Here is a 22,326-nt window from a genome sequence, read left to right on the forward strand (position 1 = left end):
ATCGCAAAAGTGAATCGTCTTTTTAGACCTTTGGTAGATAGCGTATATTACTATTAATATTATGCAACTATCAATAGTAATAAAAAACGTAACAACTTCATTGAATAAAAAATATATTAAAACTAGATATAAATTTTTAACTAATGTTATTATGCAATAACCTCATGAGGTAGTAATTAAGCTCAATTATGAAATTAGCCACACAAACCACGGTAAAAACTCTAGGGGACTACGCCTACCAAGCGATTCAAAAACACTTTAAGAAAACCTTGAAGTGGGAAAAATCAGTAAAGAAAGATGAAGATCCAGAAGCGCTTCATCAAATGCGAGTAGGAATGCGTCGTTTACGCACGGCTGTAACTAGGTTTGGACTAGCAATAGATGTACCAAAACCAATCAGCGATAAAAATATTGGTAAAATAGCCCGTCGTCTTGGTAATCTGCGAGATTTAGACGTACTTAAAGAAAGTTTAGAAACCAATTACAAACCAAACTTACCCCATAAAGAACAAGAATCTTTACAAACAGCTTTCAACGCTTTAGCTAAACAACGTGAAGATGTACTATCAAGTGTACAGAAAACGTTAAAAGATGAATCTTACAAGTCTTTAAAAGAGGCATTAGATAAGTGGTTAGATAAACCAAGTTATCAACCATTGGCATCTATTACTATCCAACAAGTACTACCAGATTTACTTCTACCAGAAGTGAGTAACTTTTTACTACATCCAGGTTGGCTAGTTGGTACTCAACTTGTGGAAGCAGAGGTAAAAATTCAGAAGAATTGGGAACCAGAAAAGATAGAAGAACAATTAACAACACAAGGCGAAATTCTGCATAGTTTGCGAAAAGAAGCTAAACGTATACGCTACCAGATGGAGTTATTTACAGACTTATATGGTGAGTCTTACGGAGCTTATATGACAGAAGTGAAAAATATCCAAGAAATTTTGGGTACGATGCAAGATAGTGCGGTCTTAACAGACTGGCTTGGCAAGGTATTTAAATCAGAAATTAAGACTGAGTTGCCTACTCTTGCTAGTTTGTTAACTGAAAATCGTTATCAGTCGTGGCAGCAGTGGCAACCCTTACAAGAACGGTATTTGAAAGTTGAAACCAGGCATAGTTTTCATTTAACAATATTACACCCACTTTCAGGGGTAATAAATTAAAAGTTGCTCTTTTCGGACTTACGCAAAACTACACACGGTAGGGGCAATACCCTGCGGGTTCGCTGAAAGCATTCTCGTAAGAGTAGCCGCTTTGTGTCTACATGAATTGCCCCTACAGTACTGCTGTATTTCTCATCAAAGAATGATTTCTTCTGGTTCCTTCACCTGATTTCAGCTTTACTATGGAAGTTAATTTTCTCTAAGATTTGGTAATTTGGTTCACCGGAATTTCAATCCAAAATTCTGTACCTAACCCCGGCTGAGAATCACATTTCAACACACCACCGTGTTTATCCACGACAATTTGATAACTTATTGATAACCCCAAACCAGTGCCTTTTCCCACTGGTTTAGTAGTGAAAAATGGGTCACAGATTCTTGCTTTCAAAGCTTCGGGTATTCCTGAGCCATTATCTGCAATGCGAATTATTACGCTTTTGATATTGCCTTCAAGCTCTCCGATAGCAGTACGAATAGTAATTTGACCGCTATGAAGTTTTGATGGAGATTCCCTGTAATCTTCAAGAGCATCGATCGCATTGCTTAAAACATTCATAAATACTTGATTCAGTGGCCCGGCATAGCATTCTACTAAGGGAAGCTCACTGTATTCTTTGACTAATGTAATAGCCGGGCTTTCTGGTTTTGCTTTCAAACGATGTTGCAAAATTAGCAAAGTGCTATCAATGCCCTCGTGAATATCAACCGGTTTCATTTCTGCCTCATCAAGGCGAGAGAAATTCCGTAAACCCAAGACAATCTGACGGATGCGATCAACCCCAATTTTCATGGAAGATAGAGTTTTCGGCAAATCTTCGATGAGAAATTCTAAGTCTATCTCGAAGGTGCGATCGCGAATCTCAGGGCTGGGGTTAGGGGTATTTTGTAAATAGAGGTCTAGTATACTCAGTAAATCTTGGGCGTAATCGTTGACATGATTGATGTTGCCATAAATGAAATTGACGGGGTTATTAATTTCGTGAGCAACACCAGCTACCAGTTGACCTAATGAAGACATTTTCTCAGTTTGGATCAGCTGGGTTTGAGTTTGCTTTAAATCATGCAGAGCTTGAGTCAGCTTTTCTGTCTGCTCTTTGGTTTGATTATGTAATTGGGCTTGTTTGAGTGCAACCCCAAGCTGATTGGCAATTTGAGTGATAAACTTAATTTCTGACGGTTCCCAATGGCGGGGTGCAGAGTTCTGATAAGCTGCTAACAAGCCCCATAGCTGCTGCCCGATAAATATAGGTGCGATCGCATAAGCCCTTGCTTGAATTTGCTCTAGAACTGAAATATGGCATTGAGAATGTCCAACTTGATAAATATCATCCACTGCAAAGGTTTCATTGTGACGATATCGGCCACCTTGGGTTTCCTGCAAATAGCTATCTTGCCAAACTGTCTTAGTATCATAACCTACTAGTTTTACCCAGCGATCGCTCACAAACTCGGCAATATATTCACCACTCCAATCAGGCTGAAATTGAAAGACTGCAACTCGATCCGCTTGTAGTGATTTACAGATTTCTTGGGTGGTTGTCTGAAAAATCGCATCTAGATCGAGAGATTCCCTAACTTTGGCGACAACTTCAAACAATACCCGTTGTTGTTCTGCTGCTTGTTGTAAATTTAACGTCTGTTGTCGTGTCTGAGTGAGTAATTCAGCTTGCTGGAGTGCTACACCCATTTGGGCCGCAATCTGACTGAGAAAGTTAACTTCAGAGGCTTTCCATTGTCGGGGGCCAGTGTGTTGATAAGTTGCCAGCAAACCCCAAAGTTTTTGCCCAACAAAGATCGGAGCAAGCACAAAAGCGTGAATTTGAAACTGCTCTAGGTTGTCGATATGACACTTAGCAAATCCCATCTTGTGGATGTCATCGACTGCAAATGTTTCATTGTTGCGGTAGCGTCCTCCCTGTGTATCTTGTAAGTACGTGTCATTCCAAACCGTATTAATACCTAGTTCTGACTCATTCGACCAATATGGACTAGCAGCCTCGAAATCACCGACAAATTCACCACCCCAATTAGAATCGAAACGATAAACAGAAACGCGATCCGCTTTGATTAATTGACAAACTTCTTTAGTGGTGGTTTGAAAAATGGTATTCGTGTCCAGAGATTCTCGAATCTCGGCAATAACCTTAAACACAGCTTGTTCTTGTTCCGATGACCGTTTTAACTCAACTGTGCGTCTTTTAACTTGTTTTTCTAAATTTTCATTGAAGACTTGTACTTGTTGCTGTAATTCATATTGCTGAATTGCTGAAGCAAAGTGTTTACCTAGATTTCTAGCCAGTTCAATCTCTTCATTCGTCCATTTTTGAGCTTGTGCTTTTTTAGATTCGCGCCAAACCTCAAACGATCGCCGGGGGTACAGTTGCCTTTGATCGCTGTCATACTGTCCTGCCCATAAAGTCTCTGTATCTATTTCATTGCGGAAAATACTTAAGTAGCCCAGCAACTGCTGACGATACTGGAGTGGGATTGTCAATATGCCGCGAATTTTAGTTGGTTGAAAAGCAACTTGTAAACTTCGCAACTCAGGACTATTATATATATCTGAAATTGCCCAAACATCGTAATTGCCAGACTTATAGTGTTCTTGCCAGATACCATACTGCTCTATTAGGGGATATATGGTTTGTTCTGGCATTACAGGTTGCTGTCCACAGATAAAAAGCTTGATACAAGTGTTTCCTGGTATTAAGCATTCTGTTAAGCTGCTCATGTTGCCATTGTTGAAATCAAAAGCTTCATTTCTAATGCAAAGCCTGCCACCAACACCATTAAAGGCCGTAACAGCCGCTTCTAAAGCTGGTTGTAATACAATAGTCGGTAGTGAATGCAGCAGGGTAGCAATGCGGTTAATGATAGTTTCTTGTTCGGCTGTTTTGCGGACTTGAGTGAGCAGACTACTTTGAGCGATCGCTACAGAGAGTTGTTCTACCACCATCTGCACTGCTTCTAGTTCATATTCTGAAATCAAACGCGCTTCCGAATTATGAGAAACCAGTAGCCCCCAGAGTTGATCTTGATAGAGAATAGGCGCTACCACAGAGGATTTTACCCCCATTGCCGTCAAATATTCAATATGGCAGGAGTCTACAGAGCGGTAACGGATCTCCTCTGAGACAGTTTCTCCATTATCCAAGTCACGTAAATGAATTTGACCAATTTCTTGAGTATCAACATTCACAACAGAACGTACCCGTAATTTTATAAATAGCTCACGGGCGCTGAGGGGAATATCGTCTGCTGGGAAATTCAGCCCCAGTAATGACGGTAAACGATTATTGTAAATTGACTCAGCAATGACCTGACCACTACCATCGGCATGAAATTTGTAAATCATCACTCGGTCAGTTTTTAATAGCGATCGCACCTCTGCCGTTGTGACTGTGATAATTTCTTCTAACTCTAAGCTTCGGCGGATACGGTTTGTAATCCGGCGTAGTAAACTTTCTTCCTGGCTATATAAAGGCAAATTTGGTTCAGGATTGGAGGCCATTGCTTATAGAAAAATCAATTAGTAGTTTGCAAAATGAAATTATTAAATCTAAAAACATTGTGAAATTTATTTCATCAATTTGTCTTCAGTAAAACTACGGTCTAATTACTAGTGAAAATATTTATTTGGCTTTTTTAAAAATTCATCGAAAAATCATGAAAAAAGACGCTAAAAAATTGCGTCTGTACTAGCTATTAAGATAAAGTTCTTGCTTGTTAGTTACAACTTTTTGTTGATAGAGAAACATTCAACAAAGTTAAACTCTTGTGTTGTCAGCAAAGCGGATTTTTAGATAGTCATCTTCCATCTTTGCCCCTCCTGGTTGTAGTGCTGCTAAGGCTTGTGGCAAAACTAAGTTACGACGATGGTTGCCAATAGTAATGTTTAATTCGTCTCCAGTTTTACTTAGTTGAACTTGGTCTTTAGGAATACCAGGTAGATAAATTTCTAAGCTGTATTGGTTTTCCTCTTGGACGACTCTAAGAGTAGTTTCTTTGTAATAAACCTGAGTCGGATCTTCATCTTTATAAAGAGTTTCCTTGAGGCGTTCCAATGCAGCTAATCCACACATTTCTTCAGAAAACAAGGGAACTTCTTTCACTGGTAGAGGGTGGAAATTATCATGAATTTCCTGGCGATATTGTTCCTGACTTTCCTTCCAACGTTGGAAAAAGGGATCTTGGACAACGCTTGGAATAATCCGATTAGCCACTACTAAATCTGTTGCAACATTATACAAACTCAAATAAGCATGGGCACGCAGAGACTCTTTAATCACCATCTTTTCTGGATTGGTGACTAGACGTACTGAAGTTTGGGTATTGTCTGTTAATACTTTTTCTAGAGCTTCAATTTGTTCATAAAACTCATAAGGTGCATCCATTACCTCTTTATCGGGTAGCGAAAAACCAGCAATTGGTCTAAAAAAAGGTTCAACCAGAGGGCGAAGTGCTACTGAGATGTTTTGAAATGGTTTGTAAAAACGACGCATATACCAACCACCAACTTCAGGTAGACTCAGCAAGCGCAGTGCAGTGCCAGTGGGGGCTGAGTCGATAATTAATACATCAAACTCACCTTCATCGTAATGGCGTTTCATCCTTACCAAGCCAAAAATCTCATCCATGCCTGGCAAAATCGCCAATTCTTCCGCCTGCACGCCATCTAAACCCCTCGCCTGTAAAACTTGGGTAATGTAACGTTTTACAGCACCCCAGTTTCCCTCTAGTTCTTGCAGCGCATCTAGTTCTGCACCCCACAGATTTGGGCGAATTTTTTGGGGTGCGTGTCCTAGTTCTATGTCAAAACTATCAGCTAGGGAATGAGCCGGATCTGTACTTAAAACCAATGTCTGATAGCCTAGTTCTGCACAACGGAGTCCAGTTGCAGCAGCGACGGAAGTTTTGCCCACGCCGCCTTTACCAGTCATTAAAATTACACGCATAGATGCTTCTATCCTGCCTGAGAATTTTTTACATTTATTTACATTATCGACTGTTTAAGGAAAATAAATGTTGTCTCTAGGCATGAACAGCATCTAAATCTAGGGCGCGATCGCGGCAAAAGCCTTGCGCCTCTAGCGTCTGGTCTATTTAGCTGAAAATCGCTGTAATTATCAGCCCGTTTCATTTTTAGAACTGCGATCGCAAATATCCACATCCACTTGAGAGGATGTTTGAAAAGTCATCTTGTCGGTATCTAAAGTTCTAGATCCTCCTAAATTCCCTCTAAAAAAGGTGGGTTAGGGGGGATCTAAAAGTGCCTAAAGTCACAGCAAAACACTTTTCAAACAACCTCTTAGTCTCACCACAAAAGCTACTAGAGGCTTTGCCCGAATTTCTCACGTATTGTGTGGTTCGGGTAGGGAGTGTGGGAAGTGTGGGAGGTGTGGGAGGCAATGCAGCGTTCATTGATGTGCAGTTATTCAATTCCTCCTCTTTCTCCCCACACTCCCCACACCCCCCACACTCACGCTCATTTCTCACAAGTGAGAAATCCAGGTTTGGAAGTTGTCCAAGAGCGATCGCTTGGTTTACTTTTTATTCCAGAGACTTAAAAATGCTTGAGAGATAGCTGGGGTAATCTGACTTTGTAAGTGATTTAGTGCATCACGATGGTTTTGATTGTTGTCGTCATAATAAATGAACAAATTCGTCAGCTTGACAATCTCAGGATTTTGGTCGTTTGTCCCTCTCCATTTGTTAGTAACTTTGTGTAAAACGTCCTTGGGTAGGTTTTGTTGTAAGTTATTTAACGCTGCAATGTAAGAAGGATTTTGAGGATTCTTTTTGAATTGGAAGCACAAATCTATCAGCTTGAGTTGTGATTGTGGCGGCGTTGGAGGCTTATCTGTTAAGTTAGGCTGCTGTAGAATTTGACGCTGTTCAAAAGTGGCAATGCCATTTTCAGTTAAACCCTGAGATTTCTGAAATTTCTTGACTGCTGTATAAGTGGCTGGCCCATAAAAAGGCTTGTCTGGAGGAATTTCGGCAGGGGTTGCAAAACCGTGAAACTTCAATCTATTTTGAAGCCCTTTGACTGTCTCTTCCATTACTGTTCGAGTCTCAGCATCAGCGTTACCATTTTCCACAAGTTTTTTTGAGTACTGCTTCTGAAACTTTTTAATCGCTTCTTCAGTAAGATCGTCTGTCAATGAATTGTTATTGCGCTTCCAGGGAGCGAATTTAGTGAGATCCGGCTTCGGATCAATCTCAGGTGCTAAATATCCCAGCCCGATCAAAATATGACGAATTACTTCAGGGCTACTAATGGCCATGCTCTTCGATTCCTTTGCTACTAAACTACCATTTAATGTATCTGGTTTTACAAAAATTAAGTAAGTAGAGATAAATAAATCTAACATATCTTTTTTGCAAGGCGTTCCAAAAGTTAAGCGATGTGTCACACCAAGTTGCTTTTCTAGAAGAGGTTCGGCGTAAGTAACTAAACACCTGGAAAAAGAAAAGTGGTTTTAAGTCTTGGTGAGCGATCACTTATTCTCAACTATTGATGATGATACTACGTGGTAAGGGCGTACAGATATGCGCCCCTAAAAAACCTCAAACAGTGAAATGTGAAGCAAAAAATTGCTAAACACCTTTCCAGTATTGATCCTTTGAATTGGTACGCTTTTTGCACTTAAAGTTGCATAGCCCAGAAGCGATCACTAATTATTATTGCTGCTGTGTTAATGTCCATCAGTTCAATTGCCACCGTTACTATCCCATCATTACAACGCTAGCTTTTTGACTATGGCTGCGATCGCAACTCTTGCCTTAATTTTCTTCTGGTTTTCATGGGCGAAACTAAATCTACAGCCTATCCGGTAAGCTCTAAATCGGGGCTTGCTACGTTTAGGGAATAGAGCAATGGTAGTTTTGCGATATCTCGTGATTATTATCACCTACATCGGGCTAGGATTAGGATACTTGCCCGGACTGCGGATGAATCGGGCGACGATCGCCATTGTTGGTGCTGCCTTCTTAATGGCATTGGGAGTACTAGATTTGCCTGCGGCGTGGGGTGCGATCGACTATAAAACACTAATTTTTCTATTTGGCATGATGATAATCAGTGCCAATCTCGCCGCCTCTGGTTTTTTTCAGCTTGCCCTTGATTATACAATCTGCCGCATCCACAGCCCATTTGGGTTACTGGTGGTGTTAACTTTTGGTAGTGGCATCCTCTCAGCACTTTTTCTCAATGATACGATTGCTCTAATTTTGACACCTTTAGTAGTTGGTATTACCCAATTACTCAAGCTTAAACCTATCCCCTATTTGCTGGCGCTAGCAGGTGCAACTAATCTCGGTTCTGTTGCCACCTTGAGCGGTAATCCTCAAAATATCTTGATCGGTTCCTTCTCTGGCATTAGTTATCTAGACTTTGCGAAAGCCTTAACACCACTTGCGTTGATTTGTTTGACGATTCAGGTAAGTTTATTGTGGTGGTTATATCCAGAGGTGCGATCGCTTCGTCCTTACTTAAAAGTAAAACCTCCGCGTTATCACATCTTCAAGCCACTGTTAATTAAAAGTCTATTGATTACCACCGGATTACTAGTAGCATTTTTAATCGGAATTCCTACTGCTGAAGTTACCTTAATTGCCGCCGCACTATTACTAGTAACGCGCCGCCTCAAGCCTGAGCGAATTTTACAAAAGGTAGACTGGGATTTGCTATTAATGTTTTGTGGACTGTTCATCCTTACCGAGGGTGTGCAAAAACTTGGTTCTTTAGAATGGCTTTCTCGTTTTGTTGACAATCCCTTGAGCATTTTAGGGATAACAGCGTTGCTATCAAATTTAGTGTCGAATGTACCGGCTGTACTGCTACTACATCACCTAATTCCCCATCCCGACACCCGCACTTGGCTACTACTAGCGGCGGCTTCAACACTAGCAGGAAATCTCACCCTGCTGGGTTCAGTGGCAAACTTGATTGTGGCGGAGGCTGTTGCCAAACAGGGATATCGACTCACTTTTGGGGAACATTTGCGATTTGGGCTACCGCTAACTGCTATCACTTTGATGCTTACCTATTTTTGGCTTGCTTAAAATCATCAATGAAAATCGTGATGTAACATACAAATATATAACTGTAGTATAAATCTATCAATTACAAGCAAATGAGTGATTCTCGCCTCGTCAAAATCAGCAAATATCTCAGCAAATATCTGCGACACACACCGGATGCAATTGGAATTAAACTTGCTCCTGGTGGTTGGGTTGCTGTTGATGAATTAATTACCGCTTGTGCTAAAAATAAGTTTCCAATTACCCGTCAAGAATTAGAGGCAGTAGTAGAATCTAGCGAGAAACAACGTTTTTCTTTTGATTCGACAGGTACTCTGATTCGGGCTAACCAAGGACATAGTGTAGAAGTCGATTTACAATTAGAACCTGCTGTTCCCCCAGATGAGCTTTATCATGGCACGGGACACAAATCTGTAGATTCAATTATGGAAACAGGACTTTGCAAAATGTCACGGCATCATGTCCATTTATCAAAGGATATTGCAACAGCACAAACTGTTGGTGCAAGACATGGAAAACCAGTGGTTTTTGCTATATCTGCTGCCACAATGCATCAGGCAGGTTACATCTTCTATTGTTCTGATAATGGTGTTTGGTTAGTGGATCGTGTACCACCTGAGTATCTCCAAAAAATTTGAATTTTTATCGGTTGTTAATAGTGATTTAGAAATAAACACTTGTAGAGGCGGCGATTTATCGCGTCTCAAAACCCCAAAATCTTTGCCAGTAGCCCTTAAATGAACCGTATTAGGTTATAAAGATAGCAATTACCTATGTATAGATACAAAAAAGTCCGCTTTCGCGGACTTGAATAAGGGCTTCTGTCACTTTTTCGGCTACAATCATGTATGAATCATGATGCTTTTATTGTTAATTATCGACCAAAAAAAATCAAGATATTTCAGCTAAGATAATGGACATATTTACTGGGATTATATCTTTTTACCAATACTTAAACTGATTAAATTTTAATTGTATAAAATAACTTTTATTTTTATTTTGTTTTTATAAAAAATGAATTTATAATAACACGAATTGACTTAATTGCAAAAGTATATTTGGACAAAATACAGATATATATGTCTTTTGAAAGTTCAATATTTACAAGGTTTTTATATTAAAAATGTAAAGGTGGTCAGGTATAACAGCCCCAGGAATGAATTCCCAGTCCTGGGGTTTTATTATGCGATCGCACAGAAAAATGGATTTAACCCCAACAAAGGAGAAGTTTGCCTTGTTTTTACGCTTATTCTTCCGTATAGCGGCGCGGCGTATAAACCCAGAGATTACCATCACTGCGTTTGATGGTTCGGGTTTTTGTGGAACCAACGAGAATAATTGTTCGCATATCAGCGCTTGCTGGTGTTAACTGGTCAAGTGCGATCGCTTTCACCGTCTGTCCTGGTCTGCCGAGATTCCGCGCCAACACTACTGGGGTATCCGGTGTTCTATGTCGCAGCAAAATATTTCTTGCTTCTGCTAGTTGCCAAGTACGCTCTTTGGAAACAGGATTGTAAAAAGCGATTACGAAATCAGCCTCGGCAGCAGCAGCAATCCGTTGTTCGATAGCAGACCAAGGTTTCAAGATGTCAGACAGGGAAATAGCACAGAAGTCATGTCCAAGGGGCGCACCAATGGCTGCTGCTGCTGCCTGCATCGCTGAAATACCTGGTGCTACATGAATATTGATACTATCCCATTCGGGTTTAGCATAGCGATCGCACACTTCAAAAACTGCTGTTGCCATTGCATAGATACCAGGGTCGCCAGATGAAACCACAGCGACATATCGCCCAGATGCTGCCAAATCAAGGGCCATTTTTGCCCGTGCTTCTTCTTCGCGGTTGTCAGACTCATGCCGTTGCTTGCCATCAACCAGAGAACCGATTAAATCTAAATAAGTTTTATAACCCACGAGGTCAGTTGCCGACTTGAGTATCTCCTTCACTTCTGGAGACATCCATTGCGATCCACCAGGCCCCGTGCCAATAATCGCTAACCTTCCGCGTGGTTGACCGATGGTGTTGGGGTCAATTGGTTGGGGGGCAATGGCGATCGCAATGTCAGGAGATGAGGAAGATAATGGAGATGTGCCTGTGGCTGCGATCGCAGCTGCTTGGGCAGGGCTATAACCTTGTGATAACAGACTTTCTAGCTGATTTGGGGTAAAAAAGCGGGCAGGTACTCCCAAGGCGCTAGCTACAGCGCGGATTGCGGGATCGGCTGCGGCAGCGATGGGTGCAAATATCCCGGCGACTGATGTTTTTTCTAGTTTGGCATCAGCTAGTAGCTGCTCTACTAAAGCTATTGCATCATCAATGGGGGCACTAATTGCGATCGCTACAGTTTTTGGGTGATAGACAAGACAGTTGGCTGTAGGAGTGACCAAACGTTCCGTAACTTGGATGGTCAAATCTCCATTGGGATTTATGGGTAATTTACTATCGCTCAACCAAGGCGCTATGCCTTCTAGTCTGACTTCTGCCCCAGCTAGCACATCTGAAATAAATTTCTTAGCATCGTCTGGGTTTGCTAAACGGTATCCGTTGGGAGGAGACAAAAGCGTTGTACCCAAACGTAAATCACCTGTAGTTGTAATTGCAGGTTTAACATCAAGCGCTTCGGCAATGCGGCGGGCCAAATCGTTTACCCCACCAAGTCCACCCAAGAGGGGAACAACAGCACTACCATCTTCAGCCACAGCTAACACAGGTGGTTCCTGCTGTTTATCCGAGAGTATGGGAGCTAGCGTCCTAATTAAAATTCCGGCGGCACAAATGCCAATTAGCGGCGTTCCCTGAGCAAATAACTCGCGTAACGTGTCGCCAAAATTAGTAAAGCTGACATCCACTCCCGATGTGCGACCCGCTAGACCGTATAGCGTCGCTCCTGGTAGAACGCTGATTATTTTGCGTGCTACTGTCACGCTATTTTGACCTAGTATTACAATGGCGGGTGCAACGTTCATGATCATAAGTAGATATCTTGCAAAATTCGATATCCTTCAAATGAAACCACAGATTTAGTCATGAAAAAATCATAACTGTCGTTCAATACTTATCCCGACTTGATTAGAAAGGGTTTCCTTTTTCAAATCTTTGTCGTTGCAATGCTTCTTCGTACCACTCTAATTCATCCAAAAATTGACCGACTCTCTTCGTCAAAGCGATCGCCTGTGAAGTACCTGCTTCATCCAGAGATTCCCCAATTTTTGAGATGGCAAAAATACTTGAAATCGTAGTCATTCCCATCTCTGACAGAAAAGAACGTAACTGTATGGCTGCCCGCACTCCTCCAAAGCCACCAGCTGAGTAAGAAACAATACCAGCCGGGCGGAAAAAGTATTCTTCTAAATAGTGATCCATCAGGTTGCTCAACCCTGGCTGAATGGAATGGTTATACTCTCCCGCAACAACTACAAAGCCGTCTGCTGTTCGGATATGTTCTGCCAGTTCTTCCATTTTTGCAGGAGCCTGACCTGTATCATACTCCTTATACATCCGGTCTAAAATGCCAAAGTCATACTCCTTTGCATCCACAAAAATCACCTCATGGTTTCTTTGCTTAAGCTGATTTATTATGAATCTGGCAGCTTTGATGCCCTGGCGATCGCTCCTGTAGGAACCATAGAAGACTACTGTTTTGAAGCTCATGATCTAATGATTTTTAACAACGTCTAGCCACCAATTGAATTTACCATCTACTTACAGCGTCAGATTGCGACAAGCCGATGTGCGTTTAGACATTTGGGTAATTAGGGCTACGCTTACGCATTTCCTGAAATTAAAAAATGCGTAGGCGTAGCCCGTCGTAGACATCGCTTCTTATTTCAATTAGCTTTCCGCTCTTTGAGGACTTGATCTAGCAAATTTCTTGCAGGTTGGGCTTTAGCCAACGCTATTTGATGGTCATTATAAGCCCGCACAAGGCGAGAAAGACTGCTCACACCTGCCTTGAGTTGCTCAAGTTCTTCACCAGCAACTAATTCGCCATCTAGCATCCGTCCAATTAACGGTTTGATGTCGCCTACTTCCTGCCGGACTTTTTGGAGCTTTTCTAGACTACTCAGCAAGGTTTTGAGTGAGTTCAAGATGTCGTCAATATCCTGCACATCCTCTACTTGTTCCGGCAAATCTTCAACTTTGACTGTATCTTCATCTGAGATTGTAGGCAATTCCTGTGCAGACATTTCAGTTTGAACCCCGTTTGACCGTGCCATTGACGCTTCCTCAAGGAATTTTCCTTAGTGTATCGCTGATTTAGCCTATGTTAAGCAATTTCGCCATAGCTAACCGTTGCAGTTTACCCGTAGCACCACGAGGTAGTTGATCCAAAATGTGAATTTGCTTCGGAACTTTGAAGTCTGCCAACATTGTTGAACAGTGAGCTAAAAGTTCTTTTTCGCTAGTTTCTCCCTTGAGGACAACAGCAGCGTGGATATCTTCACCTAAAGATTTGTGGGGAACAGCAAAAGCTAAAGCTTCGGCGACGGCGGGATGGCGCAGCAAAACATCATCCACTTCTAAGGGAGAAATTTTTTCTCCACCCCGGTTAATCAATTCTTTAATGCGTCCAGTCAAGCGGAGATAGCCGTCTGCATCCACAGTACCCTGATCTCCAGTGCGGAACCAACCGTTGACAAAAGCTGTGGCGTTCGCTTCTGGGTTGTTTTCGTAACCATCAATGACATTAGGCGCTTTTACCACCACTTCGCCCAAGCTTCCCTGAGATAATAGGTTGCCTTCAGAATCCATAATGCCGACATCCACACCAAAGCCATAACCAACACTACCTGGTTTTCGCTCTTTTGGCGGTAGGGGGTTGGTAGTCATTAAGTGGGATGCTTCAGTCATGCTGTAAGATTCCACCACAGGAGCATTGAGAGTTGCCTCCAACTGTTCAATAATAATCGGGGGCAAAGAGGCGCTGCTAGAGCGAATGAAACGAAAGGGGTTAGCTTGGACAATTTCTGTGTTGCGGCTAGCGCGGGCCAAAATTGTCTGGTGCATGGTTGGTGCTGCGGAGTACCAGGTAGGTTTGTAGGTATCTACTAGTTTCCAAAACTCCAAGGCATTAAAACCATTGGGACAAATTAGTGTGCCGCCCGATGCTAAAGTTGACAGCAAACAACCCACCAATCCGTGAACGTGGAACAGGGGCATTAAGCAAAGTGTAGTATCAGCTGCTGTGAGTGAGTAAGCAGCAATGATGTTGTTGGCTGAGGCGATTAAGTTGCGATGACGAATCGGCACACGTTTCGGACGGCTGGTAGTGCCGCTAGTGTGGAGAATCATCGCCAGATCGTCGGCGTTGGGGGCTGCGGGATTCAATGATTCTCTTGGTTTTGAGCCTGTTTTGACTAATTCAAAGCTCAATGTGCCGTCAGTGTTTACCTTGGCATGAATCACCATCATATCGGGTGTGACGGCGGCGATCGCTGCTTCTGGTTCATCAGACAAGGTAATCAGTGCGTTTGCTTGAGTATCTTCGTAGTAAAAGGCAAATTCGTCTTGTTTATATTTGGGATTTAAGGGTGCAGCAGTGCCACATAGGGCAGCAGCCAAAAAGGTAATAGCCATTGGTGAACCGTTACTCATGGCAATGGCTATGCGTTCTCCCCGTTTCAATCCAAAGCTGTTGAGTTGGGATACTAAGCCAACAACATTCTCGCGCAATTGCTGATAAGTTAGCGATCGCCCCCCAGGTGTAACCAGGGCTGAATGATTATCTTCCCCTGCTAAAAGCTCAAATAAGTTCATTAAAAACCTCCAGATTAGTAAAGTTGGGCATTGGACACTGGTTATTAATGCTTCTACCTCATTTCCTTATTTTTATTAAAAAATATTGTGCTTTTGTATAATATCAACCATTATTTGATTTCTTTTGGTAGTAAGTTAACGGCAAAAAACAAGAGCTAAAATTAAGTCAAGAGTGTATCTGGCGTTACTAGTAATCAGAAAAATATTTTGCAGCAACTAAACCCCATCAATAAAATATGCATCGTCGGAATTTTCTAAAGTATGTCACTTTAGCAGGATCTAGTTTTGCTTTAACGAGTTGTGTTCAAGGCAAAAATTCCAAATTGCCGGGTGAGGTTTCTCCCTCAGCCTCGCCTGTGGCGGTAAATGAACCTCTCAAGGTGGGATTTGTTTATGTGGGGCCTGTGGGTAATTTTGGTTGGACTTATGCCCATGATTTAGGTCGCAGAGATATGGAAGCCAATCTTAACGATAAAGTAAAAACTACCTTTGTGGAAAATGTCAATGAAGGTGCTGACGCTGAAAGGATAATTCGCCAACTAGCATTAGATGGTAACAAATTGATTTTTACCACTTCCTTTGGGTATATGAACCCAACAATTAAAGTCGCTAAAGAATTTGGTGATGTTATTTTTGAACACTGTGCAGGATACAAACGTGCTACCAATGTCGGCACTTATCTAGGACGTTTTGAAGAACCGCGTTACTTAACCGGCATGATTGCTGGCAAAATGACAAAATCAAATGTAGTTGGTTTTATTGGCTCATACCCAATTCCAGAAGTAATTCGGGGAATCAGTGCATTTACACAAGGAATGCGTTTAACAAATCCCCAAGCAAAAGTTAAGGTACTTTGGGTACAAAGTTGGTACGATCCCGCTAAAGAAAGAGAAGCAGCTATTGCTTTGGTCAATTCCGGTGCAGATGTACTGACGCAGCATACCGACTCTGGCGCTGTTGTCCAATTAGCTGAGGAAAAAGGCATTTATGCTTTTGGCTACAACAGTGATATGAGCAAGTTTGCTCAAAAAGCCCACCTGACATCAATTATTAACAGATGGGGCAAATTCTATACAGATAAAGCCTTGGCTGTAATGAGTAATACTTGGAAATCTCAAAACGTTTGGGATGGCATTGGTCAAGGAATAGTGGATATTTCGCCGATGAATCAGGCGATTCCGGTAGAGGTACAACAACTAGTGAATGCGAAGCGCGATGAGTTTATTCAGGGTATTGCACATCCTTTTGATGGCCCGGTGAAAGACCAAAAAGGGGTAGTGCGAGTACCAAATGGTAAGGTGTTGGAAGATCGAGGACAATTGGCGATGGATTGGTATGTTGAGGGAGTTGAAGGGTCAATTCCCCAGAGGAAACTATAGTAAGCAATTTTACGGTTAGCGTTAACCTAGCGTCTTATAGAGAAACGGCAATCATAAGATAAGTTCAGATACTACCATACGAATTATCTATGATCAGTGCGATCGCAAACCGCCATAGAGAGTTAATAGTAAAAAGTTAAGAGTTGGGAGTTATTCTTTTCATCTCATTCATCCCCCCACTCTGTCTACTATTACAAGAGGTAAAGATTAAGTAGCAACTTTGGCAACTGCGAAGACAATGTAGAGTATCTTCTAGTAATTTAGCAAAGTTATAAGCATTGGAGCAAAGCAAATGAATGCTAAACTGATCGCTTTCTCTGGCTTTGTGACGGTATTTTTGGGCGCAGGAATTGGTTTTATTGCTGCTAATTTACTTCCTTGCCCCTATACAAGTCAAATGTATCAAGATATGGAGCAAAAATACGTCCTTGTAGGCGCAGTTGCTGGTTTACTAATTGGTTCTAGTCAGGAAATGATTAGAGAACTCAAGCAAGAGCGGGATGCGGAAGAAGACTTGCTCCAGGATTTGAATAAAGCTATTCACTCAAGTAAAAATCCAAAAAATTACTGAGATGTTAGTGGTTGTTTGAAAAGTATTTTGCTGTGACTTTCGGATAAGCCAGAAAGCCCTCATGTAGAGACGCGATAAATCGCGTCTAAAAGAGTGATACGTTAGAGAAATGCCATAAATTGCCGTCTCTACAGAGAATCTACTCGTCAATTATTCCTTATTTACATAAGACATCTCCGAAAAAGAATGTAGAGACGTAGCAGTGCTACGTCTCTACAAGGGTTCTGGTTAACGCATATTTAATTTCTGGAGATGTCTATAGGGAGAATACCTTCTGGCTACTCCGTTGGAGAAATTGTAGAGTAGCCGCTTTGCGTCTAGATGAATTGCCCAATTGCCCCTACAATGGGATCTTTTTTTGTTGAAATGTCCCTAAATAAGAGTCTGAAACTCTCTAGAAGAGGCTGCGCGAACAATTTTAAATTAGTTAAGTAAGTTGGTAGAAATAAACAAAATTATGTTACGAAACGTAAATAGTCTTAAAGTTCTTACTAATAACCAATGACAAAGGACAAATGACAGCCCTTGCTAGTTAGCTTTAGCGCCAACCTACTTAATAGTTTTGTTAAATTAGCAGTAGCAGAGTTATGAATTAAAAGCTTTCTTCAAATTTTCTGGCTGCGTTACTGCCAAATATTGAGCCGACATTTCCGGTGTGAGTAGTTCTATCATGACTGTATTTTCCAACCAGAACTCAATAACATCAAAAAAAGAATCGCGGTTACAACGTAATACTCTCCAACCTTCACGTTTACCAATCAACTCAATTTTTTCTTGACTAGAAGAAACTGAAATTGCTGCATGAGTAGCTGTGAACCCAGAAGAAGTAGGATTTTCTGCAAATGTACACTGCTTATCTCCTTCACCAGGCATTAGCTGAGTTTTTAACGGGTAAACTTCAATCCCTGTTCCATATTCGTCAAGTGGAAAAACCATATAGCTGCCTGGGTGAGGGAAAAAGGGAAAAGCTTGGCCATTCAAGACTTCAGCTAAAACCTCGGCAACGTGCTGGGGGTTTTTAACAGAAATAGATATGTGATGAATCATACTTAATTACCTCGTACCTCATAATCATAATGAGGCTTATAATTTTTTGTTTTGTGGAGTGCTTATTTTCCACGATCAGCTTAATTATCTTTCATCCCATTTTAATTAATTTATGCAGAGAATAAAACAAATCTCCATTTGATTAAATTTGTAAAACCTCGCTTATATTCCTCTATCCTAGTAAGTGATGGCTTACACATGAGTCTTGTAGAGTTATCCAGACGCTTCTATATCCCAATACGGTTCAGTTAAAGCTAAAACTCTTTGTCAAAGTCAATTTTTTTACGTAGACGCGGAGCGGCTTGCCGCAGGCTACCACAGAGACGCAGAGAAGCCAGTGCGTTGGGCGGGTTCCCCGACTTAAAGCAACTGGCGCGGCACTGAGAGAATAAAGAAATGCTTAACTGAACTGTATTGTTTTATATCCTCCCAACTCCCGCTACGTTGGCATCTGTGACTATCATTTATGGCAATGCTTGATCAAGCTGTAAAAAAATCCTAACCTGGCAAAGATATACACGAAATGTAGGCACAATTCATGAATTGCCCCTACCCGAAAATCTTTCTTTTCGGCTATTGTTTACGTAAGCTCTGTATTTGATAATTACACTTCAATATGAGATATCAAGTAGGAGGTAGTCTCCGCAGTGACGATCCCACGTATGTTATCCGTGACGCAGACGAAAAACTTTATACTAGCCTGAAAGCTGGGGATTTTTGTTACGTTTTCAACTCTCGCCAGATGGGGAAGTCATCCTTACTACAGCGCACCAGTTATCGTCTTAGAGAAGAAGGCTATAGCTGTGTTTATTTGGATATGACCATCTTAGGTATTGAGGATACTACACCAGAACAATGGTACAAAGGCATCATTATCAGCTTGTTCTACAGCTTAAATTTAGCAGAACAGATCAACTTTAAAGGTTGGTGGGAGACACAAAAAGGTATTTCCTCAGTACAAAAACTACACTCTTTTGTTGAAGAAGTTTTACTACCAAACGCCAAAGCCGAACGCATTTTCATCTTTATTGATGAGATTGATAGCCTACTTAGTTTAAGTTTCCCAATTAACGACTTTTTTGCTTGGATTCGTCAATGCTATAATCAGCGACCAGAGAATTCAAACTTTAATCGTTTGGGATTTGCACTATTTGGTGTAGCTAGTCCTTCCGACCTCATCGCTGATAAAGGCCGCACACCCTTTAATCTTGGTAAAGCTATTGAGTTACATGGCTTTCAACTACATGAAGCTACTCCTCTGCTTCAAGGAGTAAAGGGAGTAGTTAGTCAACCACAAGCAATACTGCAAGAAATTATTTATTGGACAGAGGGACAACCGTTTCTCACACAAAAACTTTGTAACTTAGTTATTCAACTTGCTGCTGAAAATCCTACAGGAATGATTAGCCTCATTCCAGGTACAGAAGCATTTTGGATTGAGCAATTAGTGAAAACGCATATTATTCAAAATTGGCAATCACAAGACGAACCAGAACATCTACGTACTATAAGAGATCGCCTATTATTCAATGACCAACGAGCAGGGCGGTTATTAGGTATTTATCAGAAGGTGTTGCAAGCAGAGGAGCAGTCTAGTAGTGGAGGCTTCCCCCAGAAGGAAATGTCATCGAGTAGGGGAGAAGAGTTTTTCACTTTGCCTCATCTTCCTGTTCCGATTGATGATAGTCGAGAACAAACAGAGCTTTTGTTATCTGGTTTAGTAGAGAAACACAACGGCTATCTCAAAATTAAAAATCCCATCTATCGGAGTGTTTTCAATGCCGAATGGGTGTTAAAACAATTAGACAATCTCCGCCCTTATTCGCAGACATTCAATGCTTGGGTAGCATCAGGGTATAAAGATGAATCGCGTTTATTGCGAGGAAAGGCTCTCAAAGATACTCAAAATTGGATACAGGGCAAAAGTCTAAGCAATTGGGATTATCAATTTTTAGCTGCAAGTCAAGAATGCGAACAGCGTGAAGTGCAAACAGTATTGGAGGCAGCACGGGCAAAAGAGGTAGAAGCACGACTAGCACAAGAGCAAAAAACTGCTAAATTTCAAAGGTTTTTGCTAGTTGCAGTGTGTATTGGTTTGCTCGTCTCTAGCATTTTGGGTGTGGGAAGTTTCATTATGTATCGTCAAACCAAAAAAAGCGAAAGTCAAGCTAAGAGCAGCGAAATTCGAGCGCTTGTATCTTCTTCTGTTGGACTGTTTGCCTCCCAACGGAGGTTGGATGCACTTGTAGAAGCAATCAAAGCCAAAGACAGGCTGCACAAGCTAGAAACAACTAACTCAAATCTTGCACCTCAAGTTGAAAACGCACTCAGGCAAGCAGTTTATGGAGCAGATGAATACAATCGATTTTCCGATCATACAGCAAGTGTTATGGCTGTAGATGTTAGTCCTGATAGTTCTTTAATTGCCTCAGCCAGTATAGACAATACAGTTAAGCTTTGGCGACGTGATGGTACAGAAGTTGCAACTCTCAAAGGTCACAAGGGAGCAGTTAGGGCAGTAGATTTTAGTTCTGACGGTCAAATACTGGCCTCGGTGGGTGAAGATGGCACTATTAAACTCTGGAAGCTAGATGGTACTCTGCTCAAAACTTTTAAAGGTCACACCGCTTCAGTCTGGGGAGTAGCATTTAGTCCTGATGGCCAGTTCCTCGCCTCTGCTAGTTGGGACGCAACAGTGAAACTCTGGAAGCGAGATGGTACTTTGCTCAAGACATTCCAAGGTTCTAAAGGTGCGTTTTGGGGAGTCGCTTTTAGTCCTGATGGCCAGACTATTGCTGCCACCAGTCTAGACAGGACAATAAAACTCTGGAAACGAGATGATTCAGGCTGGCAAAACGCCAAGCCTGTACAAACTCTCCAAGGTCACACTGCTTGGGTTGTAGGAATAGCTTTCAGCCCTGACGGACAGACTATTGCTTCAGCGAGTGAAGACAGAACTGTTAAACTTTGGCGACGAGACAGCATAAGTAAAAGCTACCGCCTTGATAAAACTCTGCAAGGGCATGATGCCGGAATTTCGGGAGTAGCATTTAGTCCCGATGGTCAGACTATTGCCAGTGCGAGTCTCGACAAAACGATTCAACTTTGGAATATTGATGGTACAGAACTGAGGACGCTTAGAGGGCACAGTGCATCAGTTTGGGGTGTAACTTTTAGTCCAGATGGTAGCTTTATTGCTTCGGCAGGTGCAGAAAACGTTGTCAGGCTCTGGCAAAGTCAAAATCCATTTCAAAAGTCTATCGTTGCACATAAGTCCGGGATTTGGTCAATAGCGATCGCCTCTGATAGTTCAACTATCGCTACAACCAGCCACGAAAATATGGTGAAATTTTGGAGTCGTCAAGGCAAATTGCTCAAAACTATCACTGAAACCAAGGGCGAAGTCTCCGAAGTTTCATTCAGTGGCGATGACAAGTTAATCGCGCTTTTCACTTCCGATGATTCGGTAAAAATCAAGAAGCAAGATGGCACTTTAATTGCTAGTTACAAAAATGTTTACAGCAAATTGACATCAGGGGTGTTGAGTCCTGACGGGCAAACAATTGCAATGGCAGGTGTTGACAAAAATATTCAGATATGGAGGGGCGTAGCCCATCGCGCCGCGACTTTGCAGATCCTCAAAGGACATCAGGCGGAAGTTTGGCACGTCGTATTTAGTCCAGACAGTCGGCTCGTTGGTTCAGCTAGTGGTGACACTACTGCTAAGTTGTGGACGCTTGACGGCAATTTGTTTAGAACCCTTGTAGGACACTCGGCGGCAGTATGGAGAGTTGTTTTTAGCCAAGATAGTAAAATGCTAGCTACTGGAAGTGGCGACAACACCGTTAAGCTGTGGACGTTAGACGGCAAGTTATTGAATACACTCAAAGGTCATAAAGCTGGAATTTGGGGAATTGCCTTTACTCCTAATGGAAAAATTGTTGCTTCTGGCAGCGTTGATGCCAGCATCAAACTTTGGAAGCTAGATGGTACGGAAGTAACGAACCTCACCGGACATACCGCAGCGATTAGGGTGGTTGCGATCAGCCCTGATGGAACTTTGCTTGTTTCAGGGGGTGATGACAACACGCTCATTCTGTGGAATTTGCCGCGAATTCTTAATCTAGATGTACTGAATTATGGTTGCACTCTGGTGCAGGATTATTTGAAAACTAACACCGCAGTGGAAGAGGGCGATCGCTCCCTTTGTAATATGCCAAATAAATAATTTCTCTTCTTGGGGTGGTTTTTTATTGATGCGATCGCGTTTCTTCTACAAAATTCTTTTGTATTAGGGACTTCCAAGAAATAAATTACCCAAATAAACGAACCACAGAGGCACAGAGAACACG

15 protein-coding genes are annotated in these 22,326 nt (G+C 41.8%); 7 read left to right on the top strand and 8 right to left on the bottom strand.

Going from position 1 to position 22,326, the window contains the following annotated elements; genetic code table 11:
• Positions 1-188: 188 nt before the first annotated feature.
• Complete coding sequence (locus ACFFRD_RS07065; protein ID WP_114086087.1) at positions 189-1,172, top strand: CHAD domain-containing protein; 984 nt, start codon at positions 189-191, stop codon at positions 1,170-1,172.
• A gap of 199 nt (positions 1,173-1,371) precedes the next feature.
• Here ACFFRD_RS07065 and ACFFRD_RS07070 read toward each other — a convergent pair whose 3' ends face one another.
• Both ACFFRD_RS07070 and ACFFRD_RS07075 read right to left on the bottom strand, forming a co-directional pair.
• A complete protein-coding gene (locus tag ACFFRD_RS07070; RefSeq protein ID WP_392480944.1) occupies positions 1,372-4,683 on the bottom strand; it encodes a GAF domain-containing protein in 3,312 nt (1,103 codons plus the stop codon).
• A 256-nt stretch (positions 4,684-4,939) separates the two neighbouring features.
• On the bottom strand, positions 4,940-6,127 hold the full coding sequence (locus tag ACFFRD_RS07075; protein WP_012411082.1) for a TRC40/GET3/ArsA family transport-energizing ATPase: 1,188 nt from the start codon (positions 6,125-6,127) through the stop codon (positions 4,940-4,942).
• A gap of 453 nt (positions 6,128-6,580) precedes the next feature.
• Here ACFFRD_RS07075 and ACFFRD_RS07080 point away from each other — a divergent pair, with 453 nt between their 5' ends.
• Complete coding sequence (locus ACFFRD_RS07080; protein ID WP_392480945.1) at positions 6,581-6,739, top strand: hypothetical protein; 159 nt, start codon at positions 6,581-6,583, stop codon at positions 6,737-6,739.
• Here ACFFRD_RS07080 and ACFFRD_RS07085 read toward each other — a convergent pair.
• On the bottom strand, positions 6,716-7,546 hold the full coding sequence (locus ACFFRD_RS07085; RefSeq protein ID WP_392480946.1) for a peptidoglycan-binding protein: 831 nt from the start codon (positions 7,544-7,546) through the stop codon (positions 6,716-6,718). The two genes, ACFFRD_RS07080 and ACFFRD_RS07085, sit on opposite strands and share 24 nt — an antisense overlap.
• Positions 7,547-8,051: 505 nt before the next feature.
• Here ACFFRD_RS07085 and ACFFRD_RS07090 point away from each other — a divergent pair.
• Entirely contained in the window at positions 8,052-9,239 is a 1,188-nt protein-coding gene (locus ACFFRD_RS07090; RefSeq protein WP_392480947.1) for an anion transporter, read from the top strand.
• A gap of 71 nt (positions 9,240-9,310) precedes the next feature.
• Positions 9,311-9,856, top strand: a complete 546-nt coding sequence (locus ACFFRD_RS07095; protein ID WP_392480948.1) for an RNA 2'-phosphotransferase — start codon at positions 9,311-9,313, stop codon at positions 9,854-9,856.
• Between the two features lie 608 nt (positions 9,857-10,464).
• Here ACFFRD_RS07095 and cobJ read toward each other — a convergent pair.
• From cobJ to ACFFRD_RS07115, 4 genes are all read right to left on the bottom strand, one after another.
• A complete protein-coding gene (gene cobJ, locus ACFFRD_RS07100) occupies positions 10,465-12,192 on the bottom strand; it encodes a precorrin-3B C(17)-methyltransferase (protein WP_392480949.1) in 1,728 nt (575 codons plus the stop codon).
• 97 nt (positions 12,193-12,289) lie between these two features.
• Positions 12,290-12,871, bottom strand: coding sequence for an NADPH-dependent FMN reductase (locus tag ACFFRD_RS07105; protein WP_392480950.1), 582 nt, complete (start codon positions 12,869-12,871; stop codon positions 12,290-12,292).
• A 176-nt stretch (positions 12,872-13,047) separates the two neighbouring features.
• A complete protein-coding gene (locus tag ACFFRD_RS07110) occupies positions 13,048-13,437 on the bottom strand; it encodes a hypothetical protein (protein WP_392480951.1) in 390 nt (129 codons plus the stop codon).
• A 40-nt stretch (positions 13,438-13,477) separates the two neighbouring features.
• Complete coding sequence (locus tag ACFFRD_RS07115; protein ID WP_392480952.1) at positions 13,478-14,977, bottom strand: acyl--CoA ligase; 1,500 nt, start codon at positions 14,975-14,977, stop codon at positions 13,478-13,480.
• 236 nt (positions 14,978-15,213) lie between these two features.
• Here ACFFRD_RS07115 and ACFFRD_RS07120 point away from each other — a divergent pair, with 236 nt between their 5' ends.
• Positions 15,214-16,356: a BMP family ABC transporter substrate-binding protein gene (locus ACFFRD_RS07120; protein ID WP_392480953.1), complete on the top strand. Its 1,143-nt coding sequence runs from the start codon at positions 15,214-15,216 to the stop codon at positions 16,354-16,356.
• Between the two features lie 292 nt (positions 16,357-16,648).
• Complete coding sequence (locus ACFFRD_RS07125; RefSeq protein ID WP_114086098.1) at positions 16,649-16,927, top strand: hypothetical protein; 279 nt, start codon at positions 16,649-16,651, stop codon at positions 16,925-16,927.
• Between the two features lie 585 nt (positions 16,928-17,512).
• On the opposite strand, the gene ACFFRD_RS07130 is transcribed toward ACFFRD_RS07125, so the two are convergent.
• Complete coding sequence (locus ACFFRD_RS07130) at positions 17,513-17,974, bottom strand: hypothetical protein (protein ID WP_392480954.1); 462 nt, start codon at positions 17,972-17,974, stop codon at positions 17,513-17,515.
• Positions 17,975-18,590: 616 nt separating this feature from the next.
• Between ACFFRD_RS07130 and ACFFRD_RS07135 the strand changes: the two genes are divergently transcribed.
• The gene (locus ACFFRD_RS07135; protein WP_392480955.1) at positions 18,591-22,202 is read left to right on the top strand and encodes an AAA-like domain-containing protein; all 3,612 of its coding nucleotides are present in this window, start codon (positions 18,591-18,593) and stop codon (positions 22,200-22,202) included.
• Positions 22,203-22,326: the final 124 nt, after the last annotated feature.

Origin of the sequence: Nostoc sp. C110, assembly GCF_043099725.1 — a bacterium.
Classification (GTDB): Bacteria; Cyanobacteriota; Cyanobacteriia; order Cyanobacteriales; family Nostocaceae; genus Nostoc; species Nostoc muscorum_A.

Coding starts and splice junctions, on each gene's coding strand:
- ACFFRD_RS07065 (WP_114086087.1), top strand. CDS start 189: ATGAAATTAGCCACACAAACCACGGTAAAAACTCTAGGGGACTACGCC.
- ACFFRD_RS07070 (WP_392480944.1), bottom strand. CDS start 4,683: ATGGCCTCCAATCCTGAACCAAATTTGCCTTTATATAGCCAGGAAGAA.
- ACFFRD_RS07075 (WP_012411082.1), bottom strand. CDS start 6,127: ATGCGTGTAATTTTAATGACTGGTAAAGGCGGCGTGGGCAAAACTTCC.
- ACFFRD_RS07080 (WP_392480945.1), top strand. CDS start 6,581: ATGCAGCGTTCATTGATGTGCAGTTATTCAATTCCTCCTCTTTCTCCC.
- ACFFRD_RS07085 (WP_392480946.1), bottom strand. CDS start 7,546: ATGTTAGATTTATTTATCTCTACTTACTTAATTTTTGTAAAACCAGAT.
- ACFFRD_RS07090 (WP_392480947.1), top strand. CDS start 8,052: ATGGTAGTTTTGCGATATCTCGTGATTATTATCACCTACATCGGGCTA.
- ACFFRD_RS07095 (WP_392480948.1), top strand. CDS start 9,311: ATGAGTGATTCTCGCCTCGTCAAAATCAGCAAATATCTCAGCAAATAT.
- cobJ (WP_392480949.1), bottom strand. CDS start 12,192: ATGATCATGAACGTTGCACCCGCCATTGTAATACTAGGTCAAAATAGC.
- ACFFRD_RS07105 (WP_392480950.1), bottom strand. CDS start 12,871: ATGAGCTTCAAAACAGTAGTCTTCTATGGTTCCTACAGGAGCGATCGC.
- ACFFRD_RS07110 (WP_392480951.1), bottom strand. CDS start 13,437: ATGGCACGGTCAAACGGGGTTCAAACTGAAATGTCTGCACAGGAATTG.
- ACFFRD_RS07115 (WP_392480952.1), bottom strand. CDS start 14,977: ATGAACTTATTTGAGCTTTTAGCAGGGGAAGATAATCATTCAGCCCTG.
- ACFFRD_RS07120 (WP_392480953.1), top strand. CDS start 15,214: ATGCATCGTCGGAATTTTCTAAAGTATGTCACTTTAGCAGGATCTAGT.
- ACFFRD_RS07125 (WP_114086098.1), top strand. CDS start 16,649: ATGAATGCTAAACTGATCGCTTTCTCTGGCTTTGTGACGGTATTTTTG.
- ACFFRD_RS07130 (WP_392480954.1), bottom strand. CDS start 17,974: ATGATTCATCACATATCTATTTCTGTTAAAAACCCCCAGCACGTTGCC.
- ACFFRD_RS07135 (WP_392480955.1), top strand. CDS start 18,591: ATGAGATATCAAGTAGGAGGTAGTCTCCGCAGTGACGATCCCACGTAT.